The following is a 15,595-nucleotide window of genomic DNA, read 5'->3' as shown; positions in this document are numbered from 1 at the left end:
ACTAGTTGCAGTGGCAAAAAGGGGATGATCGTATGGTGTACTTTGATGATGGCACCTCAAAGAAAAGACGTGGGCTTTACCGTAAAAATCGCCCATATTGGTTATTATACTTATTAATTGGGATTGCATTAGGTGCCTTCTTATTTGCTGTAGCACTACCCAAAATAGTTGAAACAAACTGGTTACCTTATCAGTTTTATGTCATTCATGAACAAGAGGAATCGTTTGATGAAGGGGTAGACCAAACAACGAATCAAGCGGAGATGCTTAATCGTTTAACGCCTGTTAATGTTGATATTTCAACACAGGTAACCGCCATTGTTGAAGATGTTATTCCAGCCGTTGTAGGTGTGGAGAATATTCAAACGCAAAGTTTTAATTTCTGGGAGCAAGAGGCGTATGATGGAGGTACGGGTTCGGGTGTTATTTACCGACGAGAAGGTGATAGAGCCTATATTGTAACTAATCATCATGTGATTGAAGGTGCGAGTCAAATCGAAGTAATCTTAGAAGATGGCACACGATTGATGGCAGAATTAAAAGGATCAGATATGTTTACTGATTTAGCTGTATTAGAGATTGACGGTAGCGAAGTAGATGGGGTCATTGAATTTGGTAATTCAGAGTTAACAAAAGTCGGTGAACCCGTAATTGCGATTGGTAATCCCTTAGGTCTTGATTTATCAGGTTCTGTCACGCAAGGTATTATTAGTGGGACACAGCGTGCGATCCCTCAAGATTTTAGTGGTGATGGTCGAGCCGATTGGCAGACTGAAGTTATTCAAACAGATGCGGCGATCAACCCTGGAAATAGTGGCGGTGCATTAATTAATATGTCAGGGCAATTGATAGGGATTAATTCGATGAAGATTGCCGAGTCAGCTGTTGAAGGGATCGGTTTTGCCATCCCAATCGATGAAGCGATACCGGTTATGCAGGAATTAGAGGAAACAGGGCAAATGACGCGTGCCTTTCTTGGTGTGGAAGCATATTCATTAACAGATTTACCACAAGCAGAATGGAGAAGAAGCCTAGAACTACCAAACGATGTCGATGGCGGTATTTATATTCAAAGTGTTGAACCATTTTCTCCGGCTGATGAAGCGGGACTTGAAACGTATGATGTGATTACAGAACTAGACGGGGAGCCGATTTATACCATTGTTGATTTACGAAAACATCTTTATCAAGAAAAGCAACCTGGTCAGGAAATGGAGATCACTTATTATCGAGATGGTGACCGAAATCAAACAACTGTGGAGTTATCCACACAGTAGTAGTGTAAAAAGCAACGTATTTTGCTTGAAAAAGTGAGATGCGTTGCTTTTTTGTGTATAAATCCAAATGTTATACACAGGTTGTGCATAACATTGTGTGTAACTTTCTATATATAGTAGAGAACACGTATTCTAATACTATATAAATTAATAAGTTATTGAGTGATCGTAAATTTTTGTGGAGAAGGTGTGAATATCTTGTTGAAAAAGCGTTAATAATTAATAAATTCATCATATGTGTATAACCATGTGGATAATTTATCACAGATAACGGTCGCTCATGTCCTGATTCACTCAACGAACCTGCAATCAGTGGGAAGAACGAAAATGCCTACTGATTGCAGGTTCGTTTTATGCCATAACGCATGTTTTTTTATGTTAGCGAAAGGAAAGATGTGGACGTGAAATTTCTAAGAAGTATGTTGCGGATGCGATTACATTAATATGCAATCATGGCTAAAAGAATAAAAGATATGAACAGGTGCAGTTATAAATTAGGCGCATCGTATAGTTGTAGTGAAATAGAGAACGTGCATAGATGTTTAACCATCACTGTTTTGCACCGGTGTTAAGTGTGAAATTTCAACAAAGGAATGGGGAGCAGCGAGGTGAACATTTTAAGTACCAAGTAGAAAAGCTAACGGATTCGCTAAAAGGTAAGCGAAAGTGAGCTTTTCTAATCTATTGGCTAACTAAAAGTTTTAGAGCAGTGTATCTATGTGCTTGGTTACGGAAAGATACGAAACTTTTTGGTGGACAACCTGCGATGTCTATACTCTTTTGATAATTAATAGCCTACTTGGACAGCAGCATTTACAACATACATAAGATCATTTTTATCTGCTTGTTCTTCCAATACGATGCCACTTGTCGTTGCAAGACCGCCGTCGACAATGTCAACCGTCACTTCACCATATGGAATTTCATTTTTGACTTTATTCACGTTTAATTGGTCTTTGTCAGCGGGAACGGCTAATACAATGTTAACTTTCATGTTATGTAATGATTGATCTGGTAAGTAATCTTTAATACCGGGCATCGAATTATAATGAATCGCGTTTTCTACTGCTCGAATCGATGCTTTTGTCACATCTTGTCCGTGTGTATCAATCCCAACCCCTGTTTCAATAAAAATAATTTTCTTCATTACGATCTCCTCCTAATTTGTCGTCATTTCCCGGGAAATGATTAATTTACTAAATAGACAAGTAACACAAATATCGCCATGCCAATAATTACACGTAAAATAGAGGATTTAATCCCGATTTTTAATTTTCTTTCTAAATATTGCATATAGATTAACATAGTAATAACACCTATATATATGAAACGAAGCCCGACTTGGCTACCGGTCGTAAAAATATCTAAGGCACCATACAATATTAATATTAATGGCAATATACTTATGATAAAAAAGAAAATGTCTTCCCAATTTTTATTTTTCACATTTTAAACCTCCATTCTTTTGCTATTACAGTTATTTTAGCATATAAGACAGACTTTATCCTAACTATCAGTTGTTAAATCGCGTATTAGTTATGGGGTTTGTTAGGTATGCGCTTATTGAATCACATGTTCTTGATAAAAAACGTTGTAATAATAAGGTCAAAATGCCATTATTAAATAAGATAAATACAAGGAGAGCTTAACGTATGATAAAAAAATTAACTGAGGCCAACAGTGCCCAAGTTGAATCGCTTTTGATTCGTAAACCGATAGAAAATTTATTTATTTTGGGGTGTTTGAAAGCCTATCGCTATCAACATAGTGATCAAGTGGGGTGGGGAGACTTTGATCAGGATGGACAGCTACGGGCGGTCTTGTGGCGTGCCCACACACGCTTCATCCCATTTTCTGTTGGTGCTTATGATGCAAAAGGTTTTGCAGAAATTATTAACGCCGAACAAAATCGGACGATGTTGTTTGGCTTGGAATCCGTGGTTGCTCCAATTGCCCCTTATCTCAAGCGATTGACCAATAGATTTGATCATCTCTATTTTTCTAGATGCACCAGATTGGGCGATTTGACCACAGCTAAAACCGATCAGATCAATAAATTAACACCATCAGAAATTGAACGATTAGCTGTGTTACTTGATCAGATCCCTGAATTTCAAGGCTCATCAGCGCGGATTGATGCAAAACGAAGTGATCTTGAACGCGGACTTTCGCGTTGTTATTATATAAAACAAAATAATCAAATGGTAGCGACAGCATCTACAGCTTTAGAAAATGACCATTCTGCAATGATATCAGCGGTCGGGACGCATCCGAATTTCACAGGCCAAGGACTGGCGACCGTCTGTCTCGCTCAATTAGTGTGTGATGTTTTATCAGAGGGCAAGTCCCTCTATCTCTTTTATGATAATCCGATTGCTGGAAAGCTCTATGATAAATTAGGATTTCAACATGTCGGCCGCTGGCTGATGTATCAATAAACACAAGCAAGATAAACAAAGGGAGTGGAGAACGATGATTCGTAAATTAGCAGAAGCAGATAACCAAGCTGTACAAGCTTTGATAATGAAAAAACCGGCAGAAAACCTTTTTTTAATTGGTGATATTGAGGCTTTTGGTTATCAACAAAGTTTTCAAGAGGTTTGGGGTGATTTTGATAATCAAGGTCATTTGCGAGCTGTTCTATTAAGATATGAAGATAATTATATTCCATTTAGCTTAACAACATTTGACGCAAAAGGTTTTGCTGATATCATCAATCGATCTGAACAGAAACCGGTTTTATCAGGGTTACAAGCGATAACGGATCAAGTCATCCCTCACCTTACCTTAGAGAATCGTCAGCAACGTCTGCTTTATTATGCCAAGTGTACGTCGACGAACCAGCTTGGTGATATTGATTTAAGTGAGGTGAAGCACCTTCAAGAAGGTGATTTAGAAAGATGGGAAGCTTTCATGCACAGTATTCCAGCGTTTGAAGACTCAAGAGCGTCAATAAATGTTAAGACGAAAAAGCGAGATATTGAGCAAGGTGTTGGTCGAGGCTATTTCATTGAAGCTGAAGGAAAGCTGGTTTCAACGGTTTCCACTGTAGCTGAAAACAGTCGTTCTGCTATGATTGTTGCAGTAGCAACAGATCAACACTACACAGGACGTGGATTAGCGACACAATGCTTAACCAAAGCGATTAAAGATTTGATAAATGAGGGTAAGGAACTTTGTTTATTTTATGATAATCCTAAGGCAGGGGAAATTTACAAAAAATTAGGATTTGAGGATATTGGCTATTGGGTGCTTTATCGCTAACCATACTATAAAATAAGGTTTATTTATACGGTTTATAAATTCATTAGCAATACTTTTCTCTAGGAAAAAAACTAACTTTAGTTTTTTTCCACTACATTAGGAAAAGAATTAACTTTTAATGAAAGCGCTTAACTTATAAAGTGTTTATATAAAGATAGAAGTAGAAACGTCTATGGAAAGGGGAGTCAAGGAAAAAAGTTAGGGGGGAGATGTTTAGCGTTATTTGATTCAAGTTATTTTAAGTTGTTCTTTTCAATTATAGGATGATCAGATTAGTACAAGCTTATATGGTTCAAACACATTCAATCAACATGTTATCAAATTACAGAAGATAAGGGGAATCCGTTTATGATTAAAAATATTCAAGGGTTGATGGTCATTTTATTCAGTGCGACGCTATTGCTAATCGGATGTCAAGCGAATAACGGTGAAGGTGATGAACAAGAAATGAATATTGAACTGACTGGTGATAAGTTAACGTTATTAACTTCTGTACAACCTTATGGTGAAGTAGTTGATGGTGTTGCTATTGATCTTGGAGAAGAAATAACCGAAACTGAATTAGCCAATGATTCGTTCCAAGTTTTATTAGAAACTGAAGAAGGTCAGTTAGAACGAACGGTTGTAGCTGTTTATAGCCATAATGAACTTGGTTTATCTGATCAGCCGAGTAGTGGAGCATACCTTATTATTGAACTTGATCCGGACGATGAAGAAGCGGGGACATTAATATATGATGTTGAAGAGGCATATAATACGAGACAAGAACTTAACTATGCTTTAATGCATGATGCTGTTGAAATAGGCGATACGACCATATTAGCGGGAGCTGAAGAAGGCCTACAAATAGAAACGCAGTATCAAGCAGTCGTTGAGGATTTTCAACATCATGAATTTACGTCTTCAACTGACCAGCATTTAGATTATTACTTATTTGAGCCTGACTTAGAAGAAGAAGCGAGCTATCCCCTTATTGTCTTTTTACATGGAAATGGTGAAAGGGGAGCAAGCAATCAAATGAATCTATTAGCTAACGAGGGAGCGGTGGTCTGGGCTCGCCCTGAACAACAAGCGGAAAACCCAGCTTATGTCCTAGCACCGCAAGCCCCGACAGATGGTGAAGAATTTTTCATTTGGGGAGATGAACCTCGAAACAGCACCGTAAAAGAGTTGGTTGATGCAACAGTAGAGGATTACCCAATTGATCAAGATCGGATATATATTGTCGGTATATCTCAGGGGGCGATTGGTACTTGGCGACTTATTGAAAATTATCCATCTTTGTTTGCGGCTGCAGTTCCAATAGCGGGCACCACTCATTTTGAAGCGATAGATGACGATAACGTGGCACCGGTTGATCAGGAGCATTTAGATACTTATTTCGACATCCCAATTTGGGCGTTTCATGCTGCAGATGATTTTGTTGTCACACCAAATAATATTAGAGAACTGGCGGAATTAGCTGATCAACATGATGCGACAACATTTAACTATACAGAATATGAGGAAGAAACGATCTTACCAAATGGACATTTTTCTTGGGTACCAGCTTTACAAGATCAAGAGATGAAAACATGGTTATTCGAACAATCGAAATAAGCAAGATTAGCTAAAATCAAGAAGAGACCGGGAAAAAATAAAAGAAATAAGACCAAAAACGAATGATCCGTTTATTTAGTGAATGGATCACTCGTTTTTGTTGTTTTATGAATCCGAATCTTTGACTGGGTTCCAGCATTAATATGGTAAGCATCAGCGAAAGAACCTTGATTTAAAGCAATCGCAATTTTCCCAAGCGAATTGATATAAAGAATTGGCTCGCCTACCTGTGTATCAGCAAAAGATCTTCCAAATGCCATCATGTTTTTATAGACTTGTTGAGTATCGTCTAATATCGTTACTTCTAATATATCGCCATATTCAATCGCTTCTTGATAAAAATAATTTTTATCAATATTGGTCCATAAGTTACCGAATCGGATGTCTAAAATGTCGATTGTACCTGTAATCACACGGTTGTTTACGGTGACTTCTGGTGTAGTGAATCTCACTAACTGGTCAACGTCAAGTTGGGGTCCTATTTGTTCAAATGAGGTTTTTCCTGCTGCTAATCGAGCGCCGGTATAAGCATAAACATCGCGTCCGTGAAAGGTATATGATTGAAAAGATTCGGCTAAACGATTTATTTTTTCATCAATGATACGCGCTTCTGAAATCCTTACAGATTGTGCCAAGTGGGTAAGTGTCCCATTATCAGGAGTGACAATATAATGATTTGCCTTTGTTTTGACGACGACACTAAGTCGTTCTGATCCAACGCCAGGGTCAACCACAGAAACAAACACGGTTTGTTCTGGCCAATATGACGTGGTCTGTGCCAGTCGATAAGAAGCCTCCCAAATATGGTATGGAGGAATATCATGTGTAAGATCATATAGATCTAAGGTCGTGCTAACGGATTTCGCTACACCATACATCGCACTTACTGCACCATCACTTATCCCAAAATCGGATTGAAATACTAATAGATTGCTCATCGTCATTCCTCCTTGTTATTGCTCAAAAATAAAAACGCCCCCATTACTCTTAAAAGAGCAACAAGGGCGTTGAGAACATTAATTTATCAACACGGTACCACCTTAATTTACTATATGCTCACACATATAGCCTCATGAAGTACGCCACCAAAGGGCTTTATACTCTGGTATTTGTAACGAGTACCAAATCTCGTCGCCACCTAATAATACGTTGTCCGCATGTTCAGCACGCAGCTCAAAGGCCATTTTCAGTATCGGCAGTTTTGCTTCTTCTCAGCAACTGAAGCTCTCTAGTGAAAAATGCCAAGTACTTACTCTCCCTTTTCATCACTTTTATAAAAGTCGATATTTTTTGAAAATTCTTATTAAAGGCATTATATATAAATTTGGAAAGCAATGCAAGCCCAAGTGACAAAAAAGTGCACGTATTGATAAAGGTGAGTCTAAAAATCAAGAAGGTTTTCGTAGCAATGTCCATGCTGTCATATCTAATGAAGGTAATGGCGTTTCTGTCAGTATGTTGAAGCCAAAATGTTGATAGATGGCTACATTTTTTGTTGTCTCTGTCTCCAAATAAAGTGGTATGTGATCACGTTCACTTTTTTCAATTAAGCTGTTAAGCAATATTTTTCCATAGCCTTTCCCTTGATATTCTGGAGCGACACCGATTAATGCTAAGTAATAGAACGTTTGTCCTTTCATATTTTTAGCTCGATCGCTTGATAATTGATTAACAAAAGGCATAATGTTTTTTTGCGATTGACTCCCCATCCGGAAGGCAGGTCTCATTGCTCCACTTCTAAGCATGCGCCAAAAGGTCATGTCAGCAACATCACCGGTTGTCCATGCCATGATGCCTTCTAACTGTTTAGTAGGTGCATATACTTCGCCATACTTGAAGGCGTACGTTAAAGGTACGTTATAAAAAGCTCTATATTTTTCCTTGAAGTTTGGTTGATCTTTAAATGCGTTTAATAATGGGTCATCCATAAAGGCATTAACGAGTACTTCACTCGCCTTGGTTAGATCGTGCTTTTGCAATCGGTACAGTTGGTCCATTAGTAAAACTCCTCCATGACATAAAAATATGCGGTTAATGCTAGATCATACATACTTGTTATCGTTTGAATTCATGCAAATGTGGATCGAAACAGAATGATGGATGTTATCCAACGATGCAAAACACTTTTTATACGGCATCCGGATGTGGGCTTAAATGTTCGTGAACAAGCTTCCACTCATTCGCGTCGTTCTTAACAAATACGTTGGTAGCCCGACCACTCCCCGAAACAAAGCTACCGTTAATATAACCTTCATAGTAATAAGTGTACAGACAAGTTGCACTTGTTTCGTCCGTGCTAATCCACTTAACATCACGTGCTTGATAGACCTCTTCTTGAATGATTGTCCATGCCGTTTCAAAATAGTTTTGGATTTGATCAAATGTTGTACATGTTTGATCAGTAAACCAATAGATAGCATGGTCAGCTAAGATTTGCTTTACTTGTTTAAAATCATGACTGTTTGTTGCTTCAATGTAAGCGTCTAGTGCTTGCTGGTATGTCATTTAATCGTCCTCCTATCAAAGTTGTGAAATAAACCTATAACATTATCTTATATTAATACAACATAATGTAAAGGTTTAAGCACTTCATGTATTATCGAATTTGCGTTATTGTAATTTGTTGTTGGCGGTACCGTTCGTGACTAAGGCGTTGTTCAATGGGTTGGTGCTGATAAGGTCCGTAGCGACTTACTTTTAAGGGCTTAGTACGACGACTTCTCCAAATTGAAAAAAATGGCTTCATTTCTATCATCCTCTATGATTTAATATGTTAATCATAAGCGAGATTATTGATAATAAAAACGGTCTGGAATCTGAGTTCAGCTCATCTATTTGGCTGACTGTTAGCTCAGTTTTAAGGTCGATAACTAATCATGCTTACGGTGGATGTTGCTCAATGCTAACTTCATTATTAGTGAAGATAGCATTAAGCAGATGATCGTAATATACTAAGTAGGAGGAGGTGTAGGATGGAGATCAATAGTACGCGTTTGTGGTCACGCATTAACGAACTTGGTCAAATCGGTAAAGATCAACAAGGGGGGTTAACTCGTCTTGCTTTTACCGAACAAGAACATCAAGCCAAACAATTACTAACTACATATATGGAAGGGGCAGGATTGGAAGTAAGGGAAGATCAAATCGGAAATCTATTTGGCAAAATAAAAGGAACCGATCCAAATGCCAGAACGATTTTAATCGGTTCACATATTGATACCGTATTTAATGGAGGTATCTTTGATGGTGCTGCAGGTGTATTAATCGGCATTGAAGTGTTACAGAGCATAAAGCAACAAAAGCTAAAACTTACCAATGATATTGAGGTCGTTGCTTTTACCGATGAGGAAGGGGCGCGGTTTTCGTCAGGTATGATTGGTAGTCAAGCTTTTATTGGTGCTCTTGATGTGAATGACTTATACGCATACACCGATCAATTTGGTATTTCGATTGCGGAGGCAATGAAACAACAAGGCTATCTACCGGAGCATGTATCCCGTGCTAAGGTTGATCCGGAGAAGTTAGCCTGTTATCTCGAAGTACATATTGAACAAGGTAAAATACTAGAGTCAAAACAGGTCCCCGTCGGGCTTGTCACAGGCATTGTAGGCTTAAGGTGGTTAAAGATTAAATTACATGGTGAAGCGGGACATGCTGGAACCACACCGATGCATTTACGTAAAGACCCACTCGCATGTGCTGCAGAAATGATTCAAGCAGTCGAGACACTTGCTAAAGCAGAACAAGCTACTGTCGCAACGGTGGGGCAAATTAAAGTTAAGCCAGGCGGTATTAATGTTATACCGAGTGAGGTTGAATTCACGATTGATTTGCGTGATTTATCCGACCCTTTGTTGGACAAGCTTGTCGATCGGATAAGACAGGATCTAAAGCGGGTTGCAACCAAACGTGGCATTACTGCTGATTGTACAGTAATCGAACAGTCACAAGGCGTGAAAACATCTGAAACGATTAATCACGCGATAGCTTCAGCCATTGCAAAGCAAAACTTAGAAACAGTAGAACTACCCAGTGGTGCTGGTCATGATGCGATGGTGGTTGCACAAATAACAGATGTAGGGATGATCTTTTTACGAACAAAGAATGGTATTAGTCATACACCTGAAGAATGGGCGGATAAAGACGATCTAGCAATGGGTGCACAAGTCATTTTCGATACCGTTAAGTATTTAGATTTACAAAACAATGGATAAATACTTAGAGAGGAGTTGATTAAGTGAAAGCATTAATTATTTTTTCGCACCCTAGACAAGGTAGCTTTTCACATGCTTTATTAGATAGGGTGACAAAAACACTTGAAAAGAAAGGTTATCACGTCAACGTGAGAGACTTATATAAAATGAACTTTAATCCGATTTTAGAGGGTTCAGATACTATCCATATAGAGGCGGGCGATTTTGTTCGAGATCATGCCCAATTTCCAGAAGATGTGAAAGTTGAGCAACAATTGATGCTAGATAGTGATTTGTATATTTATATTTTCCCAATCTGGTGGAATGGCATGCCGGCTATTATGAAAGGCTATATTGATCGTGTCTTTCAGCATGGCTTTGCATATAGCTTTGAGGATAAGGATGCCTTTGAGCGATTTAAAGGAAAGCGAGCATTGTTTCTCACACCAACTGGTCAGCCACAAGTAATTGATGGTAAAGAGAATCCATTAAGTAGAGCAATTCGTACAGTAACATCAGAATGGTTGTTCAATGGAAACAGTGTGGAACTGATTGATCATGTCTTTTATGGGCGTGTACCTTATTTATCACGTGAAGAATTAGAAGGGTATTTGCAAGATACAGAACGGTTGATTGAAACGATCTAAGTTTTTATCTCAGATAACCGTCCGTAAACCGCCCGCCTCAAAATGGAGAGCAGAGATAAATCTATTTAGGCGGGAGATAGCGGACGCTAATGTTCTGATTTGCTCAACGACCAATCAGTGGGAGAAGAGCGGAATGCCTACTGGTTGAAGGTTCGGTTTATGGAGACGGGCACATTTTATCATCTTTAAATGTGTCTCCCTTAAACACTGCAAAGCAAGCATCTTAATTTGTGGCATCAGACGATTACCAATTTATCAAATTTTCACTTAACTAGCAGGGTTAAATAAAATATTGCGATCATCGATCGATAGGAGTGCGGTTATGCAACAATCATCATTTATACTAAAACAAATAGGTGTTGTTCACTCGGAAATTGAGGGGAAAACCTATACGAATTGGGATAAAGTTATATCTGAAATTCATTTGGAGCAGGCGTTCCAAGAAGGTTTATATAAATTAGATCAGTACTCACACGCTATTATTGTATTTTTTATGGATCAATTTGATAGTCATGCGTCCCATCAGATGATTAAAAGACCACGAGATAGGGAGGATATGCCTGAAACAGGAGTGTTTGCACAACGTACAAAGTATCGCCCAAATCCAATCGGGATTTCAGTCGTCAGTATTGAAGGAATACAAGATAATATTTTGATAGTTAAAGGGCTTGACGCTAATAATAATAGCCCTGTCTTAGATATAAAGCCATATATTACTGAATTTGATACAAGAAAAAATGTCGAAGTACCTAAATGGATGAAGACATTGATGGAGAATTATTATTAAGTGAAAGGGAACCGATTGGCTTCGATAAATACTTTGTTTTGTGAGCATGCCTATCTTTGTGGCCGTTTTGATAGCGAATATAGACGTTTAAAATTTAATTTGATTTAAATAATTTTTATCGATTGATATCAATGAAGATATTAAAAAAGGTAGGAAGCGACTTGTCTCCTACCTTCTTAATATCAAGATTAGTTTGTCCATTGATTGATCAAATCAAGATGTGAGTTAGTAAATTGTGGTCCCCAGCTTCCTGTTGAGTTAACAGAAACGGTTTGGTTACCCACTCGAATTGGGCCACCACTTTGTCCGCCTGTTATATAACTTGAGTGGACAATAGCACCACTGGAAAAGTTATTAATTCTGCCCGGTGATCGGAATAAATAGTAGAGTCGTTGATTGCCAGATCCGATAGTAGAGCGATCAAATGGATAGCCTAACGCCTCGATGTTGACACCGGTGTTTTGCGCTCGCGCCACACTTAGTGTATGTGAATGTCGCCCTTGGACCTGTAACACGGCAAAGTCATGAAGAACATCTGTTAAATAGATTAACCCTGGAGATGGTGGCGTTGTTGATGCCCACCCGCTTGTTACCCAAGCATTGGTTGCTGCATAGGTTCCGTATGGTAGATTCCCAGCATTTTCACCAGGTCGTACCGTAAAGCCACGGTGGAAGCTGTTGTTGTAAGCGTCGTACACGCAATGGGCGGCGGTTAATACGTGATTTGGTGTAATAAAAGAGCCCGAGCAGGTCGATCCCCCACCATTATGATTTAAAATCTCAATTCTAGCTGTTGCGTTATAAGGATTAACCGTTGTGTTGCTGACTTGAATTCTATTATCGTTTAATACGGATATGTCATCTGTAAGGATACTACTTGATGTTTCTGTGGTTTCAATAGATGAGTGAAAAGCATCGTAAGCAATAAATTCACCTTGCAAACTGATTGAGGAAAAGGGATGAGAGCTGTTGGTAGATAATGCACGAGATGTCGGGTTAGCTTCCCCTTCTGGGATACCCTCTTCTTCTAGAAAAGTTTCAATCTCTTTGACCCTATCTGGATCAAGTTCTGGTAACTCAAAGGCTTCGTAAAGCTGATCTGGCTCAAGCGTTTTTTCAGCCATTACCGAATCAATAGGAAAAATCAATAGCGACAGGACAACCAAACTAACAAGCCACTTCAAATGTTTCATCAAATCCTCCTTATTATTTGGAAATTTTTACTACACTATTAGTATACTATTTTTTTACAAAAAGACAATAGGAAAATAGAAATAAAATTCAAATTATTATAAATTTTTAGTTTAATATGGAATGAGGCTCAAATCCGCCTTATAACGCTGTAAAGCACATGCCTATGAATTTAACCAACGAGTAAAAATAGACTTATTACCTAGGTATACAGGATTGACTCATGTCAAAGAATCTACCAGATAATTTGATCGTTTAAAGATAAATGATTGGGTGACTCGAGGAATAGTTAAGGGAGTAATAAAGCGGAACATAACAACTGACCTAAGTATTCATAACACTTACTTAGGTCAGGCTAGTTTGTAAGAAAGAAATCAATAGATTTAATGGTCGACAATCCTTTCTATTATATCGTGATTAAAAATGAAGCTGTTTGTATTGACGCTCGTTAATATCAATAATAAATTGTTCGAAGTTTGGTACATCTTCTATATTGAATTTGTAAATAAACTCAATAAGTGTCAGTTTAATTTCTTGAGCTAGATCTTCTCTGTCAAGAGCATCTATTTCAAGTAAACTCCTTCTTATTTTAGGTTCAAACTGTTTAATGAGTTTATTGATAGCAATACCATCATCTTCCTTGCTGTTCAATTGTTTAATTAAATCAATTAACTCATCCACCGCTGATTAACCTCCCTTTCAAGTATTATTTTTTTGTGAGTGTGTTTGTTAAATCTTTAAATGATGTCTCCAACTGTTCAATCCTTTTCTCAAATCTAAGCAATAAAAAAATCGTTATCGCAATGGGAAAGCCAAAGTTACTAATGACTTGTAAAAACAAAGGCGCTTCTTCCACTATGACACCTCCTGACAATAAGATTTTAATTTTGCTAGCGCTCTTATTTTTGACTTTGATACTGCTTGTTGGGATATGCCAAATAGATTGGCAATTTCTTTATCTTTCATTTTTGCGATATACAGGTATTCTAAAATCATCTGTTGCCTTAAGGTGAGTTGCTGCCAGGCGTGAAATAACATAGGGTTTAGGATCTGATCATCGAAGTGATGACTGGCATTAATCACTTGTTGCTCAATACTCGCTACTGATTCATCTCTAAGCTGATCTTTCCATGTGATGCTGTTGTCGTCATTATTTATCGGGGTATCGAGCAATAACTTGAAATGTGTTTTTTCTAATGTTCGATCTCTAGCAAATTGTATGGTCTTCCAATGGATCACTTTTGATACATAACTAATAAACCTTATTTGAGTATAAAAGTCTTTGAAGCAATGATTAAGTGCATCCCTGTTTGCTTTTGATGGTTCTCTTGCTACTTTATCAAACAAGTAGCGGTGATGGTCAGATTGCAGGAAATTTTTAATGATCACATTGTTGAAGAAAAGCCTGCTATTATGGTTGAAAGCTTGGACATTTCTACTGCTACTCCATTTATTAGGTACGTTCATTTTTTTCACCTCCTTACTACTATAAAGACCATAAAACCCAAAAAAATACAACCCTTAATTGTAAAATATTTAAAGTTTTTTACGACAAATTTTGTAGAAGTAATAGCAGATGCTAAGGGAAAGGATATAAGAAAACCTAACACATTTGTTAAATGGCGAGCGAATGTGAAGTTTTTTTATACGATCATTATTTCGCGATGACGGTTTTCTTTACTTTCACATTTCCTTCGCCGCACGTGAATACGGACAAGCTTGATGAGCTTTTTCAAAAAGATCCTCTGCCTCTGTCTGAGTAACACCTCTAATTTCTGCTGTCAATTTCACACTTAAGCCAAACCCTTTCAATTGCTTTTCAATACTGGCTTCAGCTGTGGCTTCGGAGCTAATCTTTTGCTTCGCTTTCCCTGCTACCATCTGAAGCGCACTATCAAAGCAAGCTGCATAACCAGCTGAAAACAGTTGTTCAGGATGGGTTGTCCCTTCCTTTTCATTCCCTCCTAATCCTTTAGCTAACGATAAAGCTAAATCTAACGTCCTATCAGATGATTTGACCGTTCCTTGCCCTACGCCAGAAGCTGTCGGTGAAGCGGTATATAAAGCTAATCCCAAAATAAACACTTCTTTTTGTATTTTGAACAATTAAATTTTACACAATTTAATTGCCTTGTTTTAAATGATATAAAATTGGTTTTGAAATTGTTATAATACGTTTAGGAGTGATCAACGATGGCAAATGATAGTTTAAAATTAGATAATCAAATCTGCTTTCCTCTCTATGCTGCAACAAGAGAAATGACCAAACGCTATCGTCCATTATTGGAAGAATTAAATGTGACATATCCCCAGTATTTAGTGTTACTCGTCCTATGGGAAACAGATCGAATTTCAGTCAAAGCTTTAGACGAACGACTTTTCTTAGACTCAGGCACGCTAACGCCAATGTTAAAGCGTATGGAAGAGCGTGGCTTGTTAAAACGGACGCGCTCAAAGCAAGATGAACGTGTAGTTGAAGTCGCCTTAACCGATAAAGGCAAGCAAGCTGAAGCAAAAGCGGCACAGATCCCATTAAAGTTTTTAGAACAGAGCCAGTTAAGTGAAGAAGAATTTATCCAGCTGAAACGCATTTTGACTAAGATGCTTGATCAGATTGAAGAAAGCTAAGGAGTTATC

General features: G+C 38.0%; 18 protein-coding genes, 1 pseudogene and 1 other annotated feature. Of the genes and pseudogenes, 8 read left to right on the top strand and 11 right to left on the bottom strand.

Annotation, left to right across the window (positions count from 1 at the left end):
• Nucleotides 1-32: 32 nt before the first annotated feature.
• On the top strand, nucleotides 33-1,277 hold the full coding sequence (locus JOE23_RS07680) for a S1C family serine protease (RefSeq protein ID WP_204437237.1): 1,245 nt from the start codon (nucleotides 33-35) through the stop codon (nucleotides 1,275-1,277).
• Nucleotides 1,278-2,064: 787 nt separating this feature from the next.
• On the opposite strand, the gene JOE23_RS07675 is transcribed toward JOE23_RS07680, so the two are convergent.
• The gene (locus JOE23_RS07675; RefSeq protein ID WP_204437235.1) at nucleotides 2,065-2,424 is read right to left on the bottom strand and encodes a Lin0512 family protein; all 360 of its coding nucleotides are present in this window, start codon (nucleotides 2,422-2,424) and stop codon (nucleotides 2,065-2,067) included.
• A gap of 41 nt (nucleotides 2,425-2,465) precedes the next feature.
• Nucleotides 2,466-2,723 carry a hypothetical protein gene (locus tag JOE23_RS07670; RefSeq protein ID WP_204437233.1) on the bottom strand — a complete coding sequence of 86 codons (258 nt, stop codon included), beginning with the start codon at nucleotides 2,721-2,723 and terminating at the stop codon, nucleotides 2,466-2,468.
• A 206-nt stretch (nucleotides 2,724-2,929) separates the two neighbouring features.
• Between JOE23_RS07670 and JOE23_RS07665 the strand changes: the two genes are divergently transcribed.
• The 3 genes from JOE23_RS07665 (at nucleotide 2,930) to JOE23_RS07655 (ending at nucleotide 6,140) form a co-directional block, all read left to right on the top strand.
• Nucleotides 2,930-3,715, top strand: coding sequence for a GNAT family N-acetyltransferase (locus JOE23_RS07665; protein WP_204437231.1), 786 nt, complete (start codon nucleotides 2,930-2,932; stop codon nucleotides 3,713-3,715).
• Nucleotides 3,716-3,749: 34 nt separating this feature from the next.
• Nucleotides 3,750-4,541 (top strand): GNAT family N-acetyltransferase, encoded by a 792-nt coding sequence (locus JOE23_RS07660; RefSeq protein ID WP_204437228.1) that lies wholly within the window; start codon nucleotides 3,750-3,752, stop codon nucleotides 4,539-4,541.
• 348 nt (nucleotides 4,542-4,889) lie between these two features.
• On the top strand, nucleotides 4,890-6,140 hold the full coding sequence (locus JOE23_RS07655; protein ID WP_204437226.1) for a PHB depolymerase family esterase: 1,251 nt from the start codon (nucleotides 4,890-4,892) through the stop codon (nucleotides 6,138-6,140).
• A 71-nt stretch (nucleotides 6,141-6,211) separates the two neighbouring features.
• Here JOE23_RS07655 and JOE23_RS07650 read toward each other — a convergent pair whose 3' ends face one another.
• From JOE23_RS07650 to JOE23_RS07635, 4 genes are all read right to left on the bottom strand, one after another.
• Nucleotides 6,212-7,078 carry an SAM hydrolase/SAM-dependent halogenase family protein gene (locus JOE23_RS07650; protein ID WP_204437224.1) on the bottom strand — a complete coding sequence of 289 codons (867 nt, stop codon included), beginning with the start codon at nucleotides 7,076-7,078 and terminating at the stop codon, nucleotides 6,212-6,214.
• A gap of 59 nt (nucleotides 7,079-7,137) precedes the next feature.
• Nucleotides 7,138-7,415: a binding site (T-box leader), on the bottom strand.
• Nucleotides 7,416-7,528: 113 nt separating this feature from the next.
• Nucleotides 7,529-8,137: a GNAT family N-acetyltransferase gene (locus tag JOE23_RS07645; protein ID WP_204437222.1), complete on the bottom strand. Its 609-nt coding sequence runs from the start codon at nucleotides 8,135-8,137 to the stop codon at nucleotides 7,529-7,531.
• A gap of 130 nt (nucleotides 8,138-8,267) precedes the next feature.
• Nucleotides 8,268-8,645 (bottom strand): YybH family protein, encoded by a 378-nt coding sequence (locus tag JOE23_RS07640; protein WP_204437220.1) that lies wholly within the window; start codon nucleotides 8,643-8,645, stop codon nucleotides 8,268-8,270.
• 91 nt (nucleotides 8,646-8,736) lie between these two features.
• A complete protein-coding gene (locus JOE23_RS07635) occupies nucleotides 8,737-8,886 on the bottom strand; it encodes a hypothetical protein (RefSeq protein WP_204437217.1) in 150 nt (49 codons plus the stop codon).
• A gap of 226 nt (nucleotides 8,887-9,112) precedes the next feature.
• On the opposite strand from JOE23_RS07635, the gene JOE23_RS07630 reads away from it, so the two are divergent.
• From JOE23_RS07630 to tsaA, 3 genes are all read left to right on the top strand, one after another.
• Complete coding sequence (locus tag JOE23_RS07630) at nucleotides 9,113-10,354, top strand: Zn-dependent hydrolase (RefSeq protein WP_204437215.1); 1,242 nt, start codon at nucleotides 9,113-9,115, stop codon at nucleotides 10,352-10,354.
• 23 nt (nucleotides 10,355-10,377) lie between these two features.
• A complete protein-coding gene (locus JOE23_RS07625) occupies nucleotides 10,378-10,980 on the top strand; it encodes an NAD(P)H-dependent oxidoreductase (RefSeq protein WP_204437213.1) in 603 nt (200 codons plus the stop codon).
• 322 nt (nucleotides 10,981-11,302) lie between these two features.
• Nucleotides 11,303-11,767: a tRNA (N6-threonylcarbamoyladenosine(37)-N6)-methyltransferase TrmO gene (tsaA, locus tag JOE23_RS07620; RefSeq protein ID WP_204437211.1), complete on the top strand. Its 465-nt coding sequence runs from the start codon at nucleotides 11,303-11,305 to the stop codon at nucleotides 11,765-11,767.
• 188 nt (nucleotides 11,768-11,955) lie between these two features.
• On the opposite strand, the gene JOE23_RS07615 is transcribed toward tsaA, so the two are convergent.
• From JOE23_RS07615 to JOE23_RS07595, 5 genes and pseudogenes are all read right to left on the bottom strand, one after another.
• Nucleotides 11,956-12,960, bottom strand: a complete 1,005-nt coding sequence (locus JOE23_RS07615; RefSeq protein WP_204437206.1) for a trypsin-like serine peptidase — start codon at nucleotides 12,958-12,960, stop codon at nucleotides 11,956-11,958.
• 415 nt (nucleotides 12,961-13,375) lie between these two features.
• Nucleotides 13,376-13,639 (bottom strand): helix-turn-helix domain-containing protein, encoded by a 264-nt coding sequence (locus tag JOE23_RS07610; protein WP_204437200.1) that lies wholly within the window; start codon nucleotides 13,637-13,639, stop codon nucleotides 13,376-13,378.
• 25 nt (nucleotides 13,640-13,664) lie between these two features.
• Nucleotides 13,665-13,814 carry a YvrJ family protein gene (locus JOE23_RS07605; RefSeq protein WP_017471540.1) on the bottom strand — a complete coding sequence of 50 codons (150 nt, stop codon included), beginning with the start codon at nucleotides 13,812-13,814 and terminating at the stop codon, nucleotides 13,665-13,667.
• Nucleotides 13,814-14,425 (bottom strand): sigma-70 family RNA polymerase sigma factor, encoded by a 612-nt coding sequence (locus JOE23_RS07600; protein WP_204437199.1) that lies wholly within the window; start codon nucleotides 14,423-14,425, stop codon nucleotides 13,814-13,816. The genes JOE23_RS07605 and JOE23_RS07600 overlap by 1 nt, the downstream gene beginning before the upstream one ends.
• A 187-nt stretch (nucleotides 14,426-14,612) precedes the next feature.
• A pseudogene (locus JOE23_RS07595) lies at nucleotides 14,613-15,034 on the bottom strand (Ohr family peroxiredoxin).
• A 117-nt stretch (nucleotides 15,035-15,151) separates the two neighbouring features.
• Here JOE23_RS07595 and JOE23_RS07590 point away from each other — a divergent pair.
• Entirely contained in the window at nucleotides 15,152-15,586 is a 435-nt protein-coding gene (locus JOE23_RS07590; RefSeq protein WP_204437197.1) for a MarR family winged helix-turn-helix transcriptional regulator, read from the top strand.
• The last annotated feature ends 9 nt before the right edge of the window (nucleotides 15,587-15,595 follow it).

Source organism: Amphibacillus cookii, from assembly GCF_016908375.1.
GTDB classification, from domain to species: domain Bacteria; phylum Bacillota; class Bacilli; order Bacillales; family Amphibacillaceae; genus Amphibacillus_C; species Amphibacillus_C cookii.
The sequence above is the reverse complement of the archived record's forward strand: the minus strand, read 5'-3'. Positions and strand labels throughout refer to the sequence as shown.

Coding starts and splice junctions, on each gene's coding strand:
- JOE23_RS07680 (WP_204437237.1), top strand. CDS start 33: ATGGTGTACTTTGATGATGGCACCTCAAAGAAAAGACGTGGGCTTTAC.
- JOE23_RS07675 (WP_204437235.1), bottom strand. CDS start 2,424: ATGAAGAAAATTATTTTTATTGAAACAGGGGTTGGGATTGATACACAC.
- JOE23_RS07665 (WP_204437231.1), top strand. CDS start 2,930: ATGATAAAAAAATTAACTGAGGCCAACAGTGCCCAAGTTGAATCGCTT.
- JOE23_RS07660 (WP_204437228.1), top strand. CDS start 3,750: ATGATTCGTAAATTAGCAGAAGCAGATAACCAAGCTGTACAAGCTTTG.
- JOE23_RS07655 (WP_204437226.1), top strand. CDS start 4,890: ATGATTAAAAATATTCAAGGGTTGATGGTCATTTTATTCAGTGCGACG.
- JOE23_RS07650 (WP_204437224.1), bottom strand. CDS start 7,078: ATGAGCAATCTATTAGTATTTCAATCCGATTTTGGGATAAGTGATGGT.
- JOE23_RS07645 (WP_204437222.1), bottom strand. CDS start 8,137: ATGGACCAACTGTACCGATTGCAAAAGCACGATCTAACCAAGGCGAGT.
- JOE23_RS07640 (WP_204437220.1), bottom strand. CDS start 8,645: ATGACATACCAGCAAGCACTAGACGCTTACATTGAAGCAACAAACAGT.
- JOE23_RS07635 (WP_204437217.1), bottom strand. CDS start 8,886: ATGAAGCCATTTTTTTCAATTTGGAGAAGTCGTCGTACTAAGCCCTTA.
- JOE23_RS07630 (WP_204437215.1), top strand. CDS start 9,113: ATGGAGATCAATAGTACGCGTTTGTGGTCACGCATTAACGAACTTGGT.
- tsaA (WP_204437211.1), top strand. CDS start 11,303: ATGCAACAATCATCATTTATACTAAAACAAATAGGTGTTGTTCACTCG.
- JOE23_RS07615 (WP_204437206.1), bottom strand. CDS start 12,960: ATGAAACATTTGAAGTGGCTTGTTAGTTTGGTTGTCCTGTCGCTATTG.
- JOE23_RS07600 (WP_204437199.1), bottom strand. CDS start 14,425: ATGAACGTACCTAATAAATGGAGTAGCAGTAGAAATGTCCAAGCTTTC.
- JOE23_RS07590 (WP_204437197.1), top strand. CDS start 15,152: ATGGCAAATGATAGTTTAAAATTAGATAATCAAATCTGCTTTCCTCTC.